The sequence below is a fragment of the Streptomyces sp. MUM 2J genome, assembly GCF_022414535.1.
In the GTDB taxonomy this organism is placed as follows: domain Bacteria; phylum Actinomycetota; class Actinomycetes; order Streptomycetales; family Streptomycetaceae; genus Streptomyces.
Genome location: NZ_JADWYM010000049.1, coordinates 32,469 through 48,280 on the forward strand (window position 1 = coordinate 32,469; position 15,812 = coordinate 48,280).

At 68.5% G+C, this 15,812-nt stretch carries 19 protein-coding genes; 1 reads left to right on the forward strand and 18 read right to left on the reverse strand.

The genetic code is table 11. The annotated features are described in order from the left end of the window. Positions 1-6: 6 nt before the first annotated feature. The 15 genes from I3F54_RS28075 to I3F54_RS28145 all read right to left on the reverse strand — a co-directional run bounded on the left by I3F54_RS28075 (position 7) and on the right by I3F54_RS28145 (position 11,203). Complete coding sequence (locus I3F54_RS28075) at positions 7-1,641, reverse strand: hypothetical protein (protein WP_240121725.1); 1,635 nt, start codon at positions 1,639-1,641, stop codon at positions 7-9. Beyond that, a complete protein-coding gene (locus I3F54_RS28080) occupies positions 1,622-2,722 on the reverse strand; it encodes a hypothetical protein (protein WP_240121726.1) in 1,101 nt (366 codons plus the stop codon). The genes I3F54_RS28075 and I3F54_RS28080 overlap by 20 nt, the downstream gene beginning before the upstream one ends. Before the next feature lie 213 nt (positions 2,723-2,935). After that, positions 2,936-3,274, reverse strand: a complete 339-nt coding sequence (locus I3F54_RS28085; protein WP_007447287.1) for a hypothetical protein — start codon at positions 3,272-3,274, stop codon at positions 2,936-2,938. 49 nt (positions 3,275-3,323) lie between these two features. Continuing rightward, the gene (locus I3F54_RS28090) at positions 3,324-4,301 is read right to left on the reverse strand and encodes a bifunctional lytic transglycosylase/C40 family peptidase (protein ID WP_240121727.1); all 978 of its coding nucleotides are present in this window, start codon (positions 4,299-4,301) and stop codon (positions 3,324-3,326) included. Between the two features lie 9 nt (positions 4,302-4,310). After that, on the reverse strand, positions 4,311-4,874 hold the full coding sequence (locus tag I3F54_RS28095; protein WP_240121728.1) for a hypothetical protein: 564 nt from the start codon (positions 4,872-4,874) through the stop codon (positions 4,311-4,313). 481 nt (positions 4,875-5,355) lie between these two features. Next, positions 5,356-5,904, reverse strand: coding sequence for a hypothetical protein (locus tag I3F54_RS28100; RefSeq protein ID WP_240121729.1), 549 nt, complete (start codon positions 5,902-5,904; stop codon positions 5,356-5,358). Between the two features lie 84 nt (positions 5,905-5,988). Further along, complete coding sequence (locus tag I3F54_RS28105; protein WP_240121730.1) at positions 5,989-7,104, reverse strand: DUF2637 domain-containing protein; 1,116 nt, start codon at positions 7,102-7,104, stop codon at positions 5,989-5,991. Further along, positions 7,104-7,523, reverse strand: a complete 420-nt coding sequence (locus I3F54_RS28110; protein ID WP_240121731.1) for a DUF6195 family protein — start codon at positions 7,521-7,523, stop codon at positions 7,104-7,106. Before I3F54_RS28110 ends, I3F54_RS28105 begins: the two co-directional genes overlap by 1 nt. Beyond that, a complete protein-coding gene (locus tag I3F54_RS28115) occupies positions 7,520-7,870 on the reverse strand; it encodes a DUF4326 domain-containing protein (protein ID WP_240121732.1) in 351 nt (116 codons plus the stop codon). The genes I3F54_RS28110 and I3F54_RS28115 overlap by 4 nt, the downstream gene beginning before the upstream one ends. Continuing rightward, positions 7,870-8,553, reverse strand: a complete 684-nt coding sequence (locus tag I3F54_RS28120) for an ATP-binding protein (protein WP_240121733.1) — start codon at positions 8,551-8,553, stop codon at positions 7,870-7,872. Before I3F54_RS28120 ends, I3F54_RS28115 begins: the two co-directional genes overlap by 1 nt. Before the next feature lie 47 nt (positions 8,554-8,600). Continuing rightward, positions 8,601-9,458 carry a hypothetical protein gene (locus I3F54_RS28125; protein WP_240121734.1) on the reverse strand — a complete coding sequence of 286 codons (858 nt, stop codon included), beginning with the start codon at positions 9,456-9,458 and terminating at the stop codon, positions 8,601-8,603. After that, positions 9,458-9,817: a hypothetical protein gene (locus I3F54_RS28130; protein ID WP_240121735.1), complete on the reverse strand. Its 360-nt coding sequence runs from the start codon at positions 9,815-9,817 to the stop codon at positions 9,458-9,460. The genes I3F54_RS28125 and I3F54_RS28130 overlap by 1 nt, the downstream gene beginning before the upstream one ends. A gap of 61 nt (positions 9,818-9,878) precedes the next feature. Continuing rightward, on the reverse strand, positions 9,879-10,460 hold the full coding sequence (locus I3F54_RS28135; protein WP_240121736.1) for a WhiB family transcriptional regulator: 582 nt from the start codon (positions 10,458-10,460) through the stop codon (positions 9,879-9,881). A gap of 57 nt (positions 10,461-10,517) precedes the next feature. Then, positions 10,518-10,892 (reverse strand): helix-turn-helix domain-containing protein, encoded by a 375-nt coding sequence (locus I3F54_RS28140; RefSeq protein WP_240121737.1) that lies wholly within the window; start codon positions 10,890-10,892, stop codon positions 10,518-10,520. Beyond that, positions 10,892-11,203: a transcriptional regulator gene (locus I3F54_RS28145; protein WP_240121738.1), complete on the reverse strand. Its 312-nt coding sequence runs from the start codon at positions 11,201-11,203 to the stop codon at positions 10,892-10,894. Before I3F54_RS28145 ends, I3F54_RS28140 begins: the two co-directional genes overlap by 1 nt. Positions 11,204-11,579: 376 nt before the next feature. Here I3F54_RS28145 and I3F54_RS28150 point away from each other — a divergent pair, with 376 nt between their 5' ends. Then, on the forward strand, positions 11,580-12,401 hold the full coding sequence (locus tag I3F54_RS28150) for a helix-turn-helix transcriptional regulator (protein ID WP_240121739.1): 822 nt from the start codon (positions 11,580-11,582) through the stop codon (positions 12,399-12,401). Between the two features lie 54 nt (positions 12,402-12,455). On the opposite strand, the gene I3F54_RS28155 is transcribed toward I3F54_RS28150, so the two are convergent. From I3F54_RS28155 to I3F54_RS28165, 3 genes are read right to left on the reverse strand one after another with little or no spacing between them, the layout of a single operon-like run. Beyond that, positions 12,456-13,643 carry an amidohydrolase family protein gene (locus tag I3F54_RS28155; RefSeq protein WP_240121740.1) on the reverse strand — a complete coding sequence of 396 codons (1,188 nt, stop codon included), beginning with the start codon at positions 13,641-13,643 and terminating at the stop codon, positions 12,456-12,458. 23 nt (positions 13,644-13,666) lie between these two features. Continuing rightward, on the reverse strand, positions 13,667-14,782 hold the full coding sequence (locus tag I3F54_RS28160) for an MAB_1171c family putative transporter (RefSeq protein WP_240121741.1): 1,116 nt from the start codon (positions 14,780-14,782) through the stop codon (positions 13,667-13,669). 3 nt (positions 14,783-14,785) lie between these two features. Beyond that, a complete protein-coding gene (locus tag I3F54_RS28165; RefSeq protein WP_240121742.1) occupies positions 14,786-15,466 on the reverse strand; it encodes a hypothetical protein in 681 nt (226 codons plus the stop codon). Positions 15,467-15,812: the final 346 nt, after the last annotated feature.

Here is a 15,812-nt window from a genome sequence, read left to right on the forward strand (position 1 = left end):
GAGGTGTCACTGATCCTTGCTGGGGTTCGGTCGTCCGGGTGCCTGTCCGCCCGAGGGCCGCGACGGCGGCGGGGGCGTGACGGAGGGCCCGGAGCCCGAGGTGGTTCCTGATGCGGAGGAGGGAGTGGCGGGCGGGGTCGGGCCCGAAGTGCCCGGACTGGGCGGCGACGGCGAGGGCGGCTGAACAGTGCTCGGTGCCCCGTTAGCTCCCGGCGGGCGTCCGGCCGAGGCGTGGCCACCGGCCGAGGACCAGTCCGGCAGGGACGAGCTGACAACCGGGTCGGAGGTTGCTCCCTGCGGACGTGCGGCGGTCGGTGCTCCGGACGAACCAGAGGTATCCTCGCCGCCCTGCTGGCCTTCGGCCTGTTCAGGCTTGCCGCCGCCTGCGGCGTTGGTGCCCTGTGCGCCCGGGGACTGGGCAGCCTTGTTCTTCGCGACGTCGACGCCGGCCTTAGCGACGGCGGCCCCGGCTGCGACGGGTCCGGCCATTGCCGTTCCGCCGCCCATCTTCGCGCCCGCGGTCTTGGCACCGGCGGACTTGGAGCCGCCGACCAAGGAGTCCTGCACCCGCGCGCCCATCGCCCGGTTGGCGTGCTGGCCAGGACCGTCGATCGCGGCGGCCGGGCCGGAGGACTGGGCGCTCTTCCGGTCGTGGTGGAGGCTGGCCATCTCGTCGCCGAAGGCAGGCACCCACTTGTAGAGGGTGGCGGACGCGAATACGGCGAGCAGGAGGATCAGCGCGCCGACCAGGGTCTTGGAGACCGCGTCGGACATGCTTCCCGAGGTGTCGCTGAGGATCGCGCCGCCGAGGCCGAGTAGGGCGAAGAGGACCGGCTTGCTCAGGCCGATGGCGAAGATGGCACCGAACCACTTCTTGCTCTTGTTCCACAGGTCGCGGTCGACCAGCCCCGCATTGACGATGGGCCCGAGTGCGACAGCCACGTAGATGGCCGCGCTGCGGATCAGCAGCTCGATCCACATCAGCAGCGCGCCGCACATCATGATCAGGTTGACGACCAGCAGCTGTCCCACGCCCTCGGTGGGGTTCGAGGCCATGACCTTGAGGATGTTCTCCAGGAACGGCTTGAAGTTCGAGGTCGCGTACGGCTCGAAGATGGCCGTGACCTCGTCAATCGCCTTCATGAGCAGCGCGATCGCACCCGGCGTCATCGCGTTGACCACGAACTGGAGGAGCAGGAAGCCGATCGCCTCGGAGACCGCGGTGGTGACGGCGACTCCGCGGACCGCCCTCTTGGCCACGGCGATCAGCCACAGGGCCACGGTGAGCAGGCTGGAGGCCGCGAAGATGATCGCGTACTGCTTCAGGAAGCCGGGGCTCGTGAGGTCGATCTTCGTGGTGTTCTGGATCAACTCCAACATTTTTCTCAGAAACCAAATGTTGGCCTCGGTGAGCTTCTGGAGCAGGAACCCCAGCGGGTCCTTGACGAAATCGATGGCAGCCTTCGCCTCGCACACCATCGGGATGTAGCAGAAGGGATTCGCGACCGCCGAGGGCACGAACACGAACCCGATGATCACGTTGACCATCGCCACCGCCTGGAGTCGGCGGCGCCAGCGACCCGGCGTTCCCCATTCGACGGTCAGCAGGCCGGGGGCGTCATCACGCAGTCGCAGGCGCATTGCTGGCACCCCCCACGTCCGCGAAGCTGTCGGCCGGGTCCGCTTCCTGCATGGCGGGCGGCGACGGTACGAGCGGTTCGGACGGGGTGACGGCCGTCGTCTTCCAGGTGCCGTGCTCCCAGACCAGATCCACGGTCATCCGCAGGAAGGCGACCTGGGGACGTTGCGTCTCGTCCTTCCCGGCGACGCCGCCCACCGACGCCGTCCACAGCTCGATGCTTGCGGCCTGGTCGGAGTAGGAGATCGAGCGGGTGGCGAGCGCTGCGGTCCGCGTGATCAGTTCGCTGCCGTCGGCGGTCGTGCCGTCCCGGCCTACCCCCCTGTTCTCCGTGACCAGTCGAGCCGTCGAGTCGCTGTCCGACGTGACCGAGTGCAGCACGCTCGACGCGGCGGTGGCCGTCAGCATCCGGTGCCGCCAGTCTTCATTGGTGAAGAACCGCGGGTCGCCGTAGAGCATGGTGGCGCTGACGGCGGCTGCACGCGCGCCGCGCTCATCGTGTGAGTACGGGGCCGGGAAGCCGCTCCGGCCCTCGGCGCCGCTGAGCACGGGGCTTTCTGCAGCGGCGGCAACGTAGTCCGAGAAGTCGCCCGGCACGTTGGACGCCTGCCGTACGTCGATCGGAGCGACCAGCCCCGAGGAGGCCGAACTGTCCTTCAGCTTCCAGTCGTTCGACTCCCAGGTGAGCGTGACCGTCACCGACTGGAAGCCCGCCTTCGGCGTCGCGTGCCCGGCCGTGCTGCCGCGCACGGTCGTCGTCCACAACCGCACCATCGCGCCGTGGGCGTCCGAGCTGAGCACGTGAGCGGAGAGGACGCCGGTACGGGCGACGGCCTTCTTGGCGGAGACCTTGGAGGTGTCCCCCCGCAGCGAGCCGGCCGCGTCACCGGCCGCGTGGTCGGCCTTCTTCACCGCCGCTTCGGCCGTGCCCTTGGCCGCCATGACGGCCACCGCCGCGTGCCGGGCGTCCTTGTCCGTGAGGAAGCGCGAACTTCCGGCAACGGTCGTGTAGTTGGCTGCCGCTGCCTTGGCGCCGGAGCGGGTGTGCGGGTAGCCGACGGGCACGCCGTGCAGCTCGCGCACACCTTCGCCGCTCTGCTGAGGAGCCGAGTGTGCAGGTGCGGACGCGGAGGGGGCCGCAGCCGGAGGGGTACCGGTCGCCATGCTGACGACCACCCCGGCCGCGGTGACCACCGCAGCACCGCCGGCCGCGATGCCCCAGAGCTTCGCCGACGGGCGGCGCGCTCCGCTGGTCTTCGAGGAGGAAACGTTCCTCCGGGATCGGGGAGCCATAGGTCACACACCCATGCCGTACGTGATGGCGAAGATGGTGCCGAAGCTGGCCACGAGGAAGACGCAGGTCAGACCGCCGACCATCATCCCCTTGCCGCGCGAGCTGTCCATCGTGGAGTGGCCCTCACCGAACCAGCCCTTCGACTTGCCGACACCGGCGAGGAAGGCACCGGCGCCGACGACGAGGACGACGGCCGCGATGACGCCGAGGATCACCTTCGCCGTCCCGCCGAGCTTGCCGAACGGGCCCCAGTCAGGCTTCACCCCGCTGACGACATCGGCACCGGCGGCGAGGGTCGTGTGCAGGGAGGGATCGGCAGCGGCAGAAAGGAGGTTGTGCATGTTCAGCCCCTTGGTGCTGTAGGAAATGGTTTGGGATGTTTTGGCGTGATTAGCCGACGTGCCGCATCGCGATGATCTGCGGTTTCCAGTAGCTGAGCGGCTTGATCCGCACCTGAGCGCCGGTGTGCGGGGCGTCGATGACCTGGCCGCCGCCGATGTACATGCCGACGTGCTCAGGTCCGGCGGAGCCGGGGACGGAGAACAGCAGGTCGCCCGGCGCGAGTTGGGAGACGGCCTTGACGGCGGTCCCTGCGTGGACCTGGTCGTACGTGGTGCGCGGAAGGTTCACTCCCGCCGCTGACCAGGCCATCTTGGTGAGCGAGGAGCAGTCGCAGCCGCCCATGCCCTTGTACGGCATGACGCAGCTGCCGCCCCACTGGTACCAAGTGCCCAGAGCGGTCTTCGCGGCCGTGATCGCGCGGGCGGCGCCCTTGCCGGCCGGAGCGTCCGGACGGACGGCGTCGGCCCACTTCGAGGCCAGCGAGCGGATGTTGCGGACGTAGTCGCGGGTCTCGGGATACGGGGGGATGCCGCCGTACTTGATCACCGCGCCGCCGCCCGCGTTGTAGGCCGCGAGCATGTTGTCCGTCGAGTCGCCCGGCACCTTCTTGACCTCGGCGGCCAAGGTGCAGTCGTAGGCCGCCTGCGCGGCGATGGCGTCCGCGGGGTTGCGGACGTCCTTGATCCCGTCCCCGTCGCCGTCCTTGCCGTGCTGGGCCCAGGTCCCCGGCATGAACTGAGCGATACCGAGGGCGCCGACGGGCGAGGTCGCGCCCGAGTTGAAGTGGCTCTCTGTGTAGAGCTGAGCGGCCAGGAGCGAGGCTGTGACCTGCGGGCACTCGCCCGCGTATTTGTTGATCAGCTCACGGACCCAGCCCGGTACGGGGGCGTCCGTCGTGATGCCGCCACCCGGACCGGCCTCCTGCGCGGAGGCGCTATCAGCCCCTCCGAACGTGGTCAGCATGGCGACACCGGTGATGAGCCCGGCCGTGACGAGCCCCAGGCTCGCTTGCGTGCCCTTGTTCATCGCGGCCCGTCACGCCCAGGGCAAGGCGGTGACGCGCCAGCCCTCGGAGGTGTGCTCCAGGCGGAGCGCGAGCTGTTCACTACTGCTGCGCGGGTGCCCGGACTTGGGGGTGGTCGTGAGGGTGTAGCTCACGCGGACGAGAGCGGAGGAGGCCGTCACCGCGGGCGCACCGTCCGGAACCACGGCCGCCGTGACCTTGGCCGACTGGCGAGCCTTTTCGGCCCGCAGGGCGGCCCAGGCGGCATCCTGGCCCGGACGCTTCTGGGCGAGCACGCCCGCGAGTTCCCCCGAGGCGAGCCGGGCGGCCCGAGCGCCGGCATCCGCGTACGAGCTGTCTGCACCGTCGCGGGCGTCGTGCTCCGCGTAGGCCACGGCGAAGGCCCACGCGGTCCTCTCGACGTCGTTCGGGAGAGCGGCAGTTGAGGCGGATGCGGTAGCGCCGCTGTGCGGCGTCGCGGTGCCGGGGACGCCCGCCGAGACGGATCGCGGCTGTGCCGACGCAGTCGGGGCCGCGGAGGTGTCGTTGACCGCGCTGGAGCAGCCGGTCGACAGGAAGGCCAGAGAACCAGCCACTCCTATTGCGGCTGATATGGGTATGAAACGGGTGGATCGAGGCATGCGGGGACCACAACCTTGGTGCATGGGATTTCGGAAGAGCGAGCGGTGCGGCCCTGCGGGGGCGGAGGGCCGCACCACTCCTTCGCAGGAAGAAGGGGGATTCTCCCTGCGGGCTTTACCGGCGAAGGCCGGGGAAATCGCAAAGCAGGCCGGAGCGTGTAGCTCTATCTGCCTGTCTCATTTGCGGAAGGGTTCGATCGTGTTTCGCATTGGCGAGACGGTTGAGCTGCCGGGCGCGTTACTCATATCAAGGCCATCAGCCCCTTCCGTGATTCGGGCGAGATCGTGAGTGACCTCTACGGCCGGAAAGTGCCTTGTGGCGTTGGCCGTGCCTGAATCCTTGCAGGGGTTCGCGGACAACTCGAATCACGAAAAAAGCCGGAACTTAATTCCTGGAATTAAGTTCCGGCTTTCGTCCCGAGGGAGGTTTGAGGCCCTATGCGGACCCGTGGCGCAGGTGCTCGATCGCTACGCCGAGCCACGGCGCGGCGGGGCCGGACAGGAGCAGGGGCGCGCATGTGCTGTACGAGAGCACGACGGTGGCCGGTTCGGCGGTGACGCCGGTCAGGAGGGCGTGGTCGAACGGCATCCACTCGCGGGCGCCTCGCGGCAGGAGCCGCACCCCGGCCGAGGTGAGCACGACGCGGGCCGCGGTGTGATCGCGCCACTGGGGAAGGGCGGCGTCCTCCGCTTCCTGGCGCCGACGGGCGTCGAGGCGCCGGTTGCTCACCCACCGCCGGCCGAAGGTCGGGTGGTGCTCGAAGTACCCGTTCGAGGTCGGGTAGTCGACGTCCGTCCCGTAGAAGCGGGCGGCGGCACACAGCACATCGGCGAAGGCGAGTTCACCGGCCGCAAGGGCAAGGCCGCTCACCTGGACGGGCACAAGACCGCCTCCGTCGTGGAGGTGCTGCGCGAGCACGGACGCTGACTGTGCGGCATCGGCGCGGACGGTGTCCTCCGCCCGGTCGCGTCGGCGAGACCACATCGTCGTTCCTTCCTGATCAAGCGGGCCGGGCCGGGGCCTGCACGGCGCGAGCCGCCCAGGTCCCGGGCCCGTCATGAGATGCAATCACCACAGGGCGCTGGAGGCAGCGGCGGGTGTCTTGGCCCCCTCGGCGTCCTCTTCCTTCAGCCGGGTCAGGAGCACCCCAAGGCGGTCGTTGCTGATCGCCTGGTGCTTGCGGACGGCGTCGCCGACAACCTCACGACTGATCCGTCCGGCCTGGTCGCAGGCGGCCTGTGCGATGGGCAGCAGCTCCGTCAGCCAGTCGTCGTCCGCCTCCCGGTCCTGCGAGCCCTCCGGGCCGTCCGGGACGGACGGCCCTTCCCCGTCCGCAGCATCGCGGACCGCCGCCGGAGCGGACGGATCGGCTGCCGACGAAGGACCGGTGGTCGGCCCCTGGCCCGGCGAGTCGGTGCCCGGTCCGTCCGCAGTCCCGTCGTCCGTCTGCCCGTCGTCCGGCTCCGCGGACGGGGAGGACGCCGCACCGGCCACGCCCGCAGGGCCCTCGGGCCGAGCCGCGACTTTCCGCAGGTCAACGGCGGGGGCGGGGGGCCCTACCGGTGCGGACGGACCGCCCGGCAGCGGTCGGGGTGCCGTCTGCCCGGGAGATTCCAGCGGACGAGGCCCCGGCTCGACCGCGACGCGTTCGAGCGTCGGAGTCTCCTCCCGGACCGGTCCGGGACCGGTCTCCGTCCCGTCCGGGACCGCCCGCTCAGCCGTCCGCGCCATCAGGATGTAGAGGTGGACCGATCCCGCCAGCGCGAGCGGCGCGAGCATCGACAGGACCCCCACGACGCCGTCCGTCAGGTGCAGCGCGGACCGTCCGGCCTCCTGTGAGCCGTTCAGCGTGATCGCGTGCAGAGCGTTCGCGCCGAGACTCGCCCCGGTCGCCGAGAGGAACAGAACCCACGCGTAGAACCGTGCGGCGAACCGCTCGTGACGCAGGAGAACGATGGCCCGCACTCCGTAGGCAATGAACCCGTCGATGAACACCGGGAACAGGAAGCTCAGGGTCTCCCTGGCGTGGATGGCGAGGGCGATCTGACGCAGTGCGTCGTACGAGAAGGCGAAGCCGGCCGCGCCGAGCAGGATGATCGCGCTGCGGTCCCAGGCCGTCATGCCGCGCAGGTTGTAGCCCTGCCGTTCGGTTCCCGCCGCCGTGTCTATGTGCGTGTGCGACATCAGAGGTTGCCCCCTTCGCGGGGCGCGATGTCAGACCAGGCCGGGGTCTGCGAGAGGAGCTGTCCGAACTGCTCCAGAGACGTCACCTGGTGCACATGCTGACTCGGGCAGCTCACGCACGAGACCCGCAGCGAGATCCGTTCGGTGCCGCCTTGGTCGGTGTAGTAGAGCTCCAGGTGCTGGCCGCCGGTCGTGTCGAGCGAGGCGACGGCTTGCAGGTGCTCTTCAAAGCTCAGCAGGCCCAGCACCTCCCAGTCGAGCGTGACTGCGGCGTCCCCCAGGAGGGTGCGGGCGTACTTCGAGGCGGCCGTGATCGACCGTGGACCCCAGGTGCGGAACGCCGCCTCCCGAGCGGCCGTGCGCCTCTCCTCCGCGGTGGTGAGGTGCTTGGCCGCAGCGAACATGATCAGGTGACTCATCGGGGGCCTTCCAGAAGATCGGTGGTGCGAAGTGCGGTTCCGTCGCCGGACTCGTTGGCGAGACGGAGAAGAACGTCCGCGTGGCACGGAGCGTCAAGAGCGCATGTGCACATCAGGTCGAGCCCGTGCAGCGCTCGGGCGAAGCGAGCGGCGTAGTGGCGGCCTACCGGGCCCCGGAGCGTGGCGGCGAAGAGATCGACGGCTTCCGCGCCGTCCATCGGGGGACCGAGCGGCGAGCGCGCCCCGGCCACGAAGGGGTTCGCGTACCGGCTGAGCGGACCGACGTATGCACAGGCTGTGGACAGTGCGGCGGCATCGCGGGAGGCTCCGCGAAGGCGGACGGGCATCAGGCCGCCCTCCCGCCACGACGCCGGTCGGCGCCGATCATCGGCACGAGGGTCGTGACCATCTCCGCCAGGCGGCTCGCCACGCGCGCCCCGACGAAGTCGCTCAGGTCCGGACCGTTCTCGTCGCGGGCCGGAAGGTTGGACGTGATGATCGTCGGCAGGCAGTGGTTGTACCTGTAGTTGATCAGCCGGTACGTCACCTCCTCGGTCCATTCCGACGTCTTCGCCGTACCTAGGTCATCGAGGAACAGGTACTGGACCCGGCTGAGCCGTTGCAGCTCGTGTTCCGAGGCGCCCATGACCTGTGACGGCCGCAGGTTGCCGTACATGTCCGCCGAGTTCACGGCGATCAGCTCGAAGCGGTCCGGTGCGCCGGCCGCGATCCTTCGCAGGGCCCCGTACGCCTGGTGCGTCTTGCCCGTCCCCGTGAGGCCGGTGAGGAGCAGAGCACCAGCGGCGGCGTTGTCCGCAAGGGCGCGGTCGGCCCACTGGACGACCTCCGGCAGCGTGGCCTCCGCGTCACGGAACCGGGGAGGGGTCGCGCGCCGCCAGCGGGTCAGGGCGTAGTCGGCCCGAGCCCGGCTGTGCCATTCGAGGTCTCCGGGGTTCTCTTCCGGTGTCTCATCGGCAGGGTCGGAGTCCGGCACGACCTGAAGTCCCTTCGCAGCGAGTATTCGTTCCATGGCGCGCATTGACCTGGCGCTGCCCGCGCGTTCCGGCTCAGCCATGATCAAAATCCGTTCTGGTAGGCGCTGGGGGCGGCGGTGTTCTGAAAGGGAATCCAGCCCGCGGGCTGTCGGCGCAGCGGCACGACGTTTCCTTGGGAGGCTGCGGCGGAAGCGTGCGACGGGAGATCCGCCCAGATGCGCAGCAGATAGCGGGCGGACTGTGGCGGCCGGTCCGCGTTCCACCGACGCGCCACCATCTCGACCAGACGTTCATTTCCCCAGCGCGCTGCGAGAGCTGTTACCCGGTCCCATTCGGATTCGGTCAGCCGCCAGCCGACGAGCATTCCAGCTCCGGTGATGGCTGTTACCAGGTCCTTCGCTCCGTCGGGAACCTTCACCGAGTCCTGCTTGTCGGCTGAGTTCTCTCGGCGCGGTCTCAGCAAGCTAGCTTGCTCTTTGGTGGTGGTAATACTCCCGTAGGGAGTATTACCACCACGTACGCGCGAGGAAGAAACTTCCGAATCTGTGCGCTGAAACTTCCCACTTCCGGCCACTGGAGTGGAGTTCTGGGAAACAACTTCCTGGAACTTAGTACCCTCTCCCGGACCTTCAGGGGGGAGAGTGGGAAGTTCCTTCTCCGAACCGGTACGGTCGCCCGCCGGGCGCAGCAGTATCGAGTACGTGTTGGGGTTGGAGGCTCCGCCTCCCCGCTCGTGGCTGAGTTCCCCGAGGTTCGCCAGCTCCCCCAGACACTTCGTTATCGAACGCGGCGTCAGGCGGGTGATTCCGGCTATGTCGTCCAGGGTCAGCGTGGCCTTGCCGTCGTCGTCCGCCTCACGGGCCAGTGCCAGCATGACGAGACGCGAGCCCCGGCGCGACTCTGATTGCGACCAGATCAGTTCGGTGACTATGTCGCTCATCAGCGCTCACCGCCAGCTATCGCTATTCGACGGTGGCGGGCAAGGCCGAAAGAATTGTCGTCCTCCGGGATGTAGCCGTTCTGGTGCGGCTCCGGAGTGAGGTACAGAGTTGCCGTCGGCAGGTAGAAATCATGGGCAAGGCGCCAGTCTGCGAGCTTTCCGAATCCGCGCCTGATCACGCGGGCCACTTCTTCTTCGGTCCTGCGGTCGATGAGCATGCGGTAGAAGTCCGATTCGAAGAGGTGGGTAACAGACCGACGCTGGGGGTAAACCCGCACGAGCGCGGCCGTAGGTGCAATCTCGCGGATCGCGGCACACATATCCGTGGGCCGAAGTCCGCAGGGGTTGTTCTGAAGCATGGGGAGAACTCCCGTGGACGCAGGGTCCGCCGTGCGGAAGGATCGTTTCTTCGGGAGCGCTCTAGGCGGCGACGACTCGGAGCGACGGGGCGCTCTGTCCGGCCTGCGACTTTCGGTAGCGACGTGCGAGCTTCAACAGGTACTCGTGCGTCACTCCGAGCCCGCGCGCGACGGCGGCGGCGTCCAAGGTGGGATCGGTGGCGAAGCGGGCGATCACGGTGTCCCTGGCAGGCTTGGTCAGGGGTGCGGTGCATCCTCGAAGCGCGCTTTCTACGGCTTTCTCGGTGTCCCGGTCCTGCCACGCGAGCCGCAGCCCTGCGCGCTCGGAGGCCAAAAGCCCGCCCCGGATTCCGTACTCGTCGTCATCCTTGAGGGATTCCACCAGGCATCGGGCAGCGACGGCCAGCGGGCATGACCCGCAGAAATTACGCGGACGGTTAAGAGAGATTCCCAGCTTGGTTTTCACCACGTCGGGGTCCTCTCGTGGTCCGTCTGCGAGAGGCACGAACATGTTGATGTCCTGGTTCGTGCACCGAGCAGATTCGGCCCAGTGTTTCCCCGGAGCCTTCTTCGACTCCTCGATGAGAGGCAGCCAATTTCCCTGGTGCGCAGCCTCGATGAGGCCGGATATGTGAGTGCTCATTGATATCTCGCGATGTTCGCAGCGCCGCGATTGGTGACAGTCGGGCGCGAGAGGAGATCAGGAACGCTTACGAGAGCGCTTTGATGGCTGAAGCGCCATCAGCGCCGACCCGTCGTCCCTCTGGGACTTTGCGCCAGGGCTGACGAAGTGCATATCAGAAATCGCGTGGAGGTCATCCTCCGTGAACTGAACGAACTTCCCGAACTTCCGGTGCGGGAGCGTCGAAATGCGCTCACGCAACCACTTCTCCGGAATGTTCAGACGTTCGGCAGCCTCGCTGTATCCGATGTGCAGACGCTTGTCGCGGGAATCCGCCGCCCGATTGCCCAGCAGGGCATCCAGGCCGCCGGCCTGGGCCAAGAGATCGACAACGGCCACGAGTCCCTGCACGTCCAGGGCCGGTCCGGCGCTCGCCGGTGCCACGGCCGCCATCACGCTTCCAGCCCGCGCAGCTCAGCCGTTCGCAGGTCGAAGGCGTGGCCCGAGGCCGCCCATCCCGCGTGGGGGAACGAGCGGATGATCCACCGGGCGATGGTGAGCGCCTTGGCCCGAGGGACGCGAAGGTGACGACCTCGGTCGGTCAGGGCCGTCAGGCCAAGGTGCGGCCACAGGGTCCGGGGCCCCTGAAGGCGAACCTGTACGACGGCGGCCTCCGGCAGCATGGACGCCAGTTGCGCAGCCAGCCGTTCAGCCACGCCCGAAGGGATCTCCACCTTCGGGTTGCAGTCCGTAGTAGGGGACATGCGACACTCCTCTGTGCGGTACGCCGCTCCGTCGTGCCGTGCGAAAGGACACGGAGTGGCCGTGCGAGTGACCAGCGCCCCTGTCAGGGGGCCGCGGATCACGAGCTGTCTGGCGTCCGAGAGGTGCGAACTCTCGGACGCCGATGGCGTTTTGAGGGGAAGGGCCGCGCCCGAGTGATGCGCGGCAACCCCTCTCCACCGGACCGGTCCACGATGGGAACCGCAGGTGGGCGAAAGCTGAGAGGGGTGCGAACCCCCTCGTTTTTCGCTAAGATGAAGCTATCTTGGTTCGCATCAAAAGTCAACAGTCCGAGGTTTCCTCGGTTCACCCCAAAAACGAGGTCCGATGCCAGCTCGCCGTTTCGACAGAGATCGTGTGCGCGCGGTACGTCGAGCTGCCGACGTGCCGCAGGCCGATGTGGCGTCTGCCCTCGGTGCTGCGGAATCGACGGTGGCAGGGTGGGAGTCGGGGGCGGCGACACCCGATCAGGAGAAGTTGGCAGCTCTAGCCAGGGCACTGAACCGGGACCTGGACGATCTGTTTCCGCGGGACGGCTTGCCCGATCTGATGGACCTACGATGCGACGCCGGCCTCTACCGGTACGAGACCCGGGCGATCATCGGGACGAAGAGCGACGGCCCCTTGGCGGGTGCCGAACAGGGCGTCCGCCGTCTGAAGGACAAGTACATCCCTGCCCTGGCGGAGGCGTACGGCGTGACGGAGGACGAGCTGAAACGCGCGCAGGCGCGATCCTTCGGAGAGGACCAGCCCGAGAAGGCCCCTGAGACGCTGGCCGAGAAGATCACCATGCTCCTAGAGCACTCTTACCCCGGCCGCCCGTCACCGGAGGACCAGGAGATCGCGGACGCGGTCAACGCGTACGCGGGCTCCGCGGTCGTCTCGGCGGCAGACATCGAAGATCTGCGGACGGGGGCGAAGGTCGACCCGCTGCCCGTGGTCCTCGAAGGTCTGGCCAAGTTCTTCGACGTCTCAAAGCTGTACTTCGAGGAGAACGACGCCGTCGCGGCACAGGCTTATGAAGCCCTGCGCCTCATGTACGCGGCCAAGCAGGGGAAGGTGGGCCGGGTCCGGGCTCGCGGGATGACCGGCGAGGGGTTGCCGGCCGATGTTCTGTCGATCCTGAACGACATCGCCGGCGAAGTCGTTGAACGGACCGATCCAGGCAGCAAAGGCTAGTGCCCTGCTTCCCGTGCCCGGAGGGGTCGGGAAGCAGGGCACCAGGTTCATCGCCTACTGGTCCGCGCCGGTCGGCTCGTGACGCAGGCCCGAGGCGAACACGGCCCGCACCCCGCTCAGCGCGGAGAGATCCGCGAGCGGGTCACCGTCGACCAGGAGGAGATCCGCGCGGAAGCCCGGAGCGACCTTGCCGGTCACGTCTCCCAGGCCCAGGGCCTCCGCCGCCCGTGACGTCGCCATGTCGATGATCGAGGCGTTCGACAGACCCAGGTGCGCGTAGAACCCGAGCGCCGGAACCAAGCCGTCGAAGCCCGCCCGCTGAACGCCAGCGTCGGTTCCGGCGATCAGGCGGACACCGGAGTCAGCCATCTGCCGCACCAGATCGAACATGGCGGCGGCGCGCTCCTCACCGAAGAAGCGCGGGAGCATCTGCCAGTGCGGGCTCACGGCCGGACACACGGTGATGCCCTTCGCGATGATCTGCTGGACCACGTCGGGCCGGAAGTCGAGGCCATCGCTCGACATCCAGGTGCAGTGCTCGATGGTGTCGACGCCCGCCTCAACGGCGGCGGCGATGCCGTCGGCGCCGTGTGCATGGGCCGCGACGGGGACACCTGCGGCGTGAGCCTCATCCACCAGGGCAACAAGCTCTTCAGCCGAGAACTGGCTCTGGTGGCTCTTGGGGCCGTCCTTCGTCAGGCCCCCGCCGGTGACCATCGCCTTGATGACGCCGGCCCCGGCCGCGAGGTTGCGCCGTACGAGGTCGCGGATCTCGGCTTCCCCGGAGACCTCGCCGCCCAGGAAGTGGCAGTGGCCGCCGAGGGTGGTGGCCGGGGTACCCGCGGACACGATCCGGGGTCCGGCCGTGTGGCGGTCGTTGATCTCGGATGCCAGGCGAAGGGCGAGTCCGCCCCGGTCCCCGAGGTCTCGGGCCGTGGTGACGCCGCTACGAAGAAGCTGTTCCGCGCGACGACGCATGTCCTCGGCCAAGACGTCGTCCGTCGAGTCCTGGAGGGTCGCGACGGGGTCGGCGCCGCCGTCGAAAGCCAGGTGCACATGGGCGTCGATGAGGCCGGGCAGGACGGTTCCGCCGAATTCGTACCGGGGCACGTCGGCCCCGGCCCGTTCTTCGACCTCGTTACGCGGCCCGACGGCGGCGATCGACTCACCCTCGATGAGGATGGCGCCGTCTTCCAGGTAGGTCCCCGAGTCGACGAGCACTCGTCCACCGGTAATCAGCATCGTGACTCCTTGATCGTGCGAGGTCATGCGGCTGCGCGCAGTTCGTCGGATACCGCAATCAGTTGTTTCACATCGGACTCGCGGTCGCTGCCCAGCGCCATCGCGAGGGGAACCGCGCGGCGGGGCGCGGGGGCGCCCTTCTCGATCCGGGCGGAGGCCCGGCGGAGCCGAGCGGCAAGCTCAGCGGAGTCGATGTTGAGGACCGCGCCGTCGTCGCCCTCATCGAGCAGGTACGGGCTGATGTCCACCAGGCCGTCGCGGCACTCCACGATGCGACGGTGGTAGCGCCGGTGCACCCCGCGGGCCCGCCACCGGTCCCGGGCCGCCGCGGACGCCGGCCGCAGCACGTTGTCCGGGTACGTCTCCGCCAGCAGCTCCCACAGCGGCGCGAGGCGACGGTGATCACGCCGGTGCTGGAGCCAGAGGCGAAGGGAGGAGATACGGGCTCGGGCTCCGGAGTACGTGATGCCCGCCGCGAAGAGCAGGATGGACGCCACCAGGAGGAAGGCGACGGCGGCCATCAGCGGCTCGGACACCTCCACGTCGGCCGCGCGGAGGGCGACGATCACAGCGCGGATCGCGCACGCCACCGCCATCGCCCCCAGACCCACAGCGGCCATCCAGAGGCCGGTGGAGTGCGGACGCCGGGACATGCGCGCGTAGCGGCGAGTCCACCGGCACGCCATGCCGAGCGCGTACATGAGGTAGAGGCCCGCGCCGCCGTAGAAGAACGCGATCTGCGGCGTGGTCATGTCGGCCGTGCTGAAGGAGCCGGCGAACGTCTCGTGCGGCACCGATTCGGCCGCCACGGTGATCGCCACCGCGACGACCGCGACAAGGACACCCTCCTTGCGGGCCCTACGCCGACCGGCTTCCTCGTCCGCGGCGGAGTAGAGGTAGAAGCACATCAAGAAGTACACCGCGAGCAGCAACAGCACGTTCTGAATCAGCTTCGCCGTCCCGTGACCGGCGACGGTGTCGACACCCGACGCGCCGCCGGGCATCGCTACGGGGTACGAGAGCGCAGCGCAGAGCAGGCAGAGGGTGACGGAGCGAAGAGGTGCGTCGTGCGGGCTTCGCTTCCACTGGTAGAGCTTCCAGACCAGCGCGGCCAGGAGCCCCAGGAGCAGGAGTTCCACGAGCTACAGCCATCCTCGCCGGTCGCCGAGAGCCGCCTCAACCCGTCGCAAAGCGGGGTCATCGGCCGGAGGAGTGGAGGATGCGAGCAGGGCCGACCACTCCAGGATGATCGTGGCCACGAGTTCGACGGCGCACTCCTCGCCGTCGTCGTACGAGCAGCGCTGAGCGATGCGCTTGACCGCCTCGGTGCCGAAGACCGGCATCATGGCGGCCCACCCCTCGACGTCGATGCACTCCGCATCCCCATCAGGGGTGCTCTCCGCCGTCGCCGTCTCGCGGGCGGACTGCTCGGCCGCCCGCTCCTTCTCCGCCACGAGGATGTGCCCGACCTCGTGCAGGATGATCCCGTCCTGGTGCAGCTCGGTTGTCTCCTGCTGATACAGGATCACGTCGTAGGTGTCGTACTCCGCCCACATGCCCGAGGGACCGGGCTTGGGCAGCGGAGCTGCACGGAGGAACAGCGGACGCCCGCGCCGTCGGCTCAGCCTCTCGCAAAGATCGTGAACGTCGAGCGGGGGAGTGACCCCGAGGTCTTGCAGCTCCCGGCGAATCAGGCGGTGCAGGTCCTTCTCCACCGTGCGGGTCGCGGCTGAGCGCCAGCGCCCGAGGCGTCGGCGGCTGCTTCCGCCCTGAGCGGGTATCTCGGACTCCGCCGCGTCTCGACCACTCTTATCCGACCACATTGAGTAATCCCTCCAACCGGCAGGTGATGGCTCCCCCGAGCCGGGCGACCCCGCGCCCAAGTCGATGACGTCCGGTCCCCGGTGCTGGACGACCACAGCCGGTGAGCCCACGCCCCTCGGCCATCACCCCGCAGAGCGATGGGACGCCGGTGGCATCCAAAGGGCTACTCACCTGCTCGGATATCGCTTACGCGAACGCGCGTCGAGTCTCCGAGCGAGGCCACCCCGTGAAGCTCTGGGAACCTCTTCGGACAGTACGTGAGGCTTCCGACAAGACATCAACGCCGCTGCGTTTACCGGTTCGAGCGGGATGCAAGCCCCTTCTCCATGATCGCGATTTCGGTGT

What these genes read in the sequence shown, in the direction of transcription:
- I3F54_RS28075 (WP_240121725.1), bottom strand. Translation starts at nt 1,641, where the DNA reads ATGCGCCTGCGACTGCGTGATGACGCCCCCGGCCTGCTGACCGTCGAA.
- I3F54_RS28085 (WP_007447287.1), bottom strand. Translation starts at nt 3,274, where the DNA reads ATGCACAACCTCCTTTCTGCCGCTGCCGATCCCTCCCTGCACACGACC.
- I3F54_RS28090 (WP_240121727.1), bottom strand. Translation starts at nt 4,301, where the DNA reads ATGAACAAGGGCACGCAAGCGAGCCTGGGGCTCGTCACGGCCGGGCTC.
- I3F54_RS28100 (WP_240121729.1), bottom strand. Translation starts at nt 5,904, where the DNA reads ATGTGGTCTCGCCGACGCGACCGGGCGGAGGACACCGTCCGCGCCGAT.
- I3F54_RS28105 (WP_240121730.1), bottom strand. Translation starts at nt 7,104, where the DNA reads ATGTCGCACACGCACATAGACACGGCGGCGGGAACCGAACGGCAGGGC.
- I3F54_RS28110 (WP_240121731.1), bottom strand. Translation starts at nt 7,523, where the DNA reads ATGAGTCACCTGATCATGTTCGCTGCGGCCAAGCACCTCACCACCGCG.
- I3F54_RS28115 (WP_240121732.1), bottom strand. Translation starts at nt 7,870, where the DNA reads ATGCCCGTCCGCCTTCGCGGAGCCTCCCGCGATGCCGCCGCACTGTCC.
- I3F54_RS28120 (WP_240121733.1), bottom strand. Translation starts at nt 8,553, where the DNA reads ATGGAACGAATACTCGCTGCGAAGGGACTTCAGGTCGTGCCGGACTCC.
- I3F54_RS28125 (WP_240121734.1), bottom strand. Translation starts at nt 9,458, where the DNA reads ATGAGCGACATAGTCACCGAACTGATCTGGTCGCAATCAGAGTCGCGC.
- I3F54_RS28130 (WP_240121735.1), bottom strand. Translation starts at nt 9,817, where the DNA reads ATGCTTCAGAACAACCCCTGCGGACTTCGGCCCACGGATATGTGTGCC.
- I3F54_RS28135 (WP_240121736.1), bottom strand. Translation starts at nt 10,460, where the DNA reads ATGAGCACTCACATATCCGGCCTCATCGAGGCTGCGCACCAGGGAAAT.
- I3F54_RS28140 (WP_240121737.1), bottom strand. Translation starts at nt 10,892, where the DNA reads ATGGCGGCCGTGGCACCGGCGAGCGCCGGACCGGCCCTGGACGTGCAG.
- I3F54_RS28145 (WP_240121738.1), bottom strand. Translation starts at nt 11,203, where the DNA reads ATGTCCCCTACTACGGACTGCAACCCGAAGGTGGAGATCCCTTCGGGC.
- I3F54_RS28155 (WP_240121740.1), bottom strand. Translation starts at nt 13,643, where the DNA reads ATGCTGATTACCGGTGGACGAGTGCTCGTCGACTCGGGGACCTACCTG.
- I3F54_RS28165 (WP_240121742.1), bottom strand. Translation starts at nt 15,466, where the DNA reads ATGTGGTCGGATAAGAGTGGTCGAGACGCGGCGGAGTCCGAGATACCC.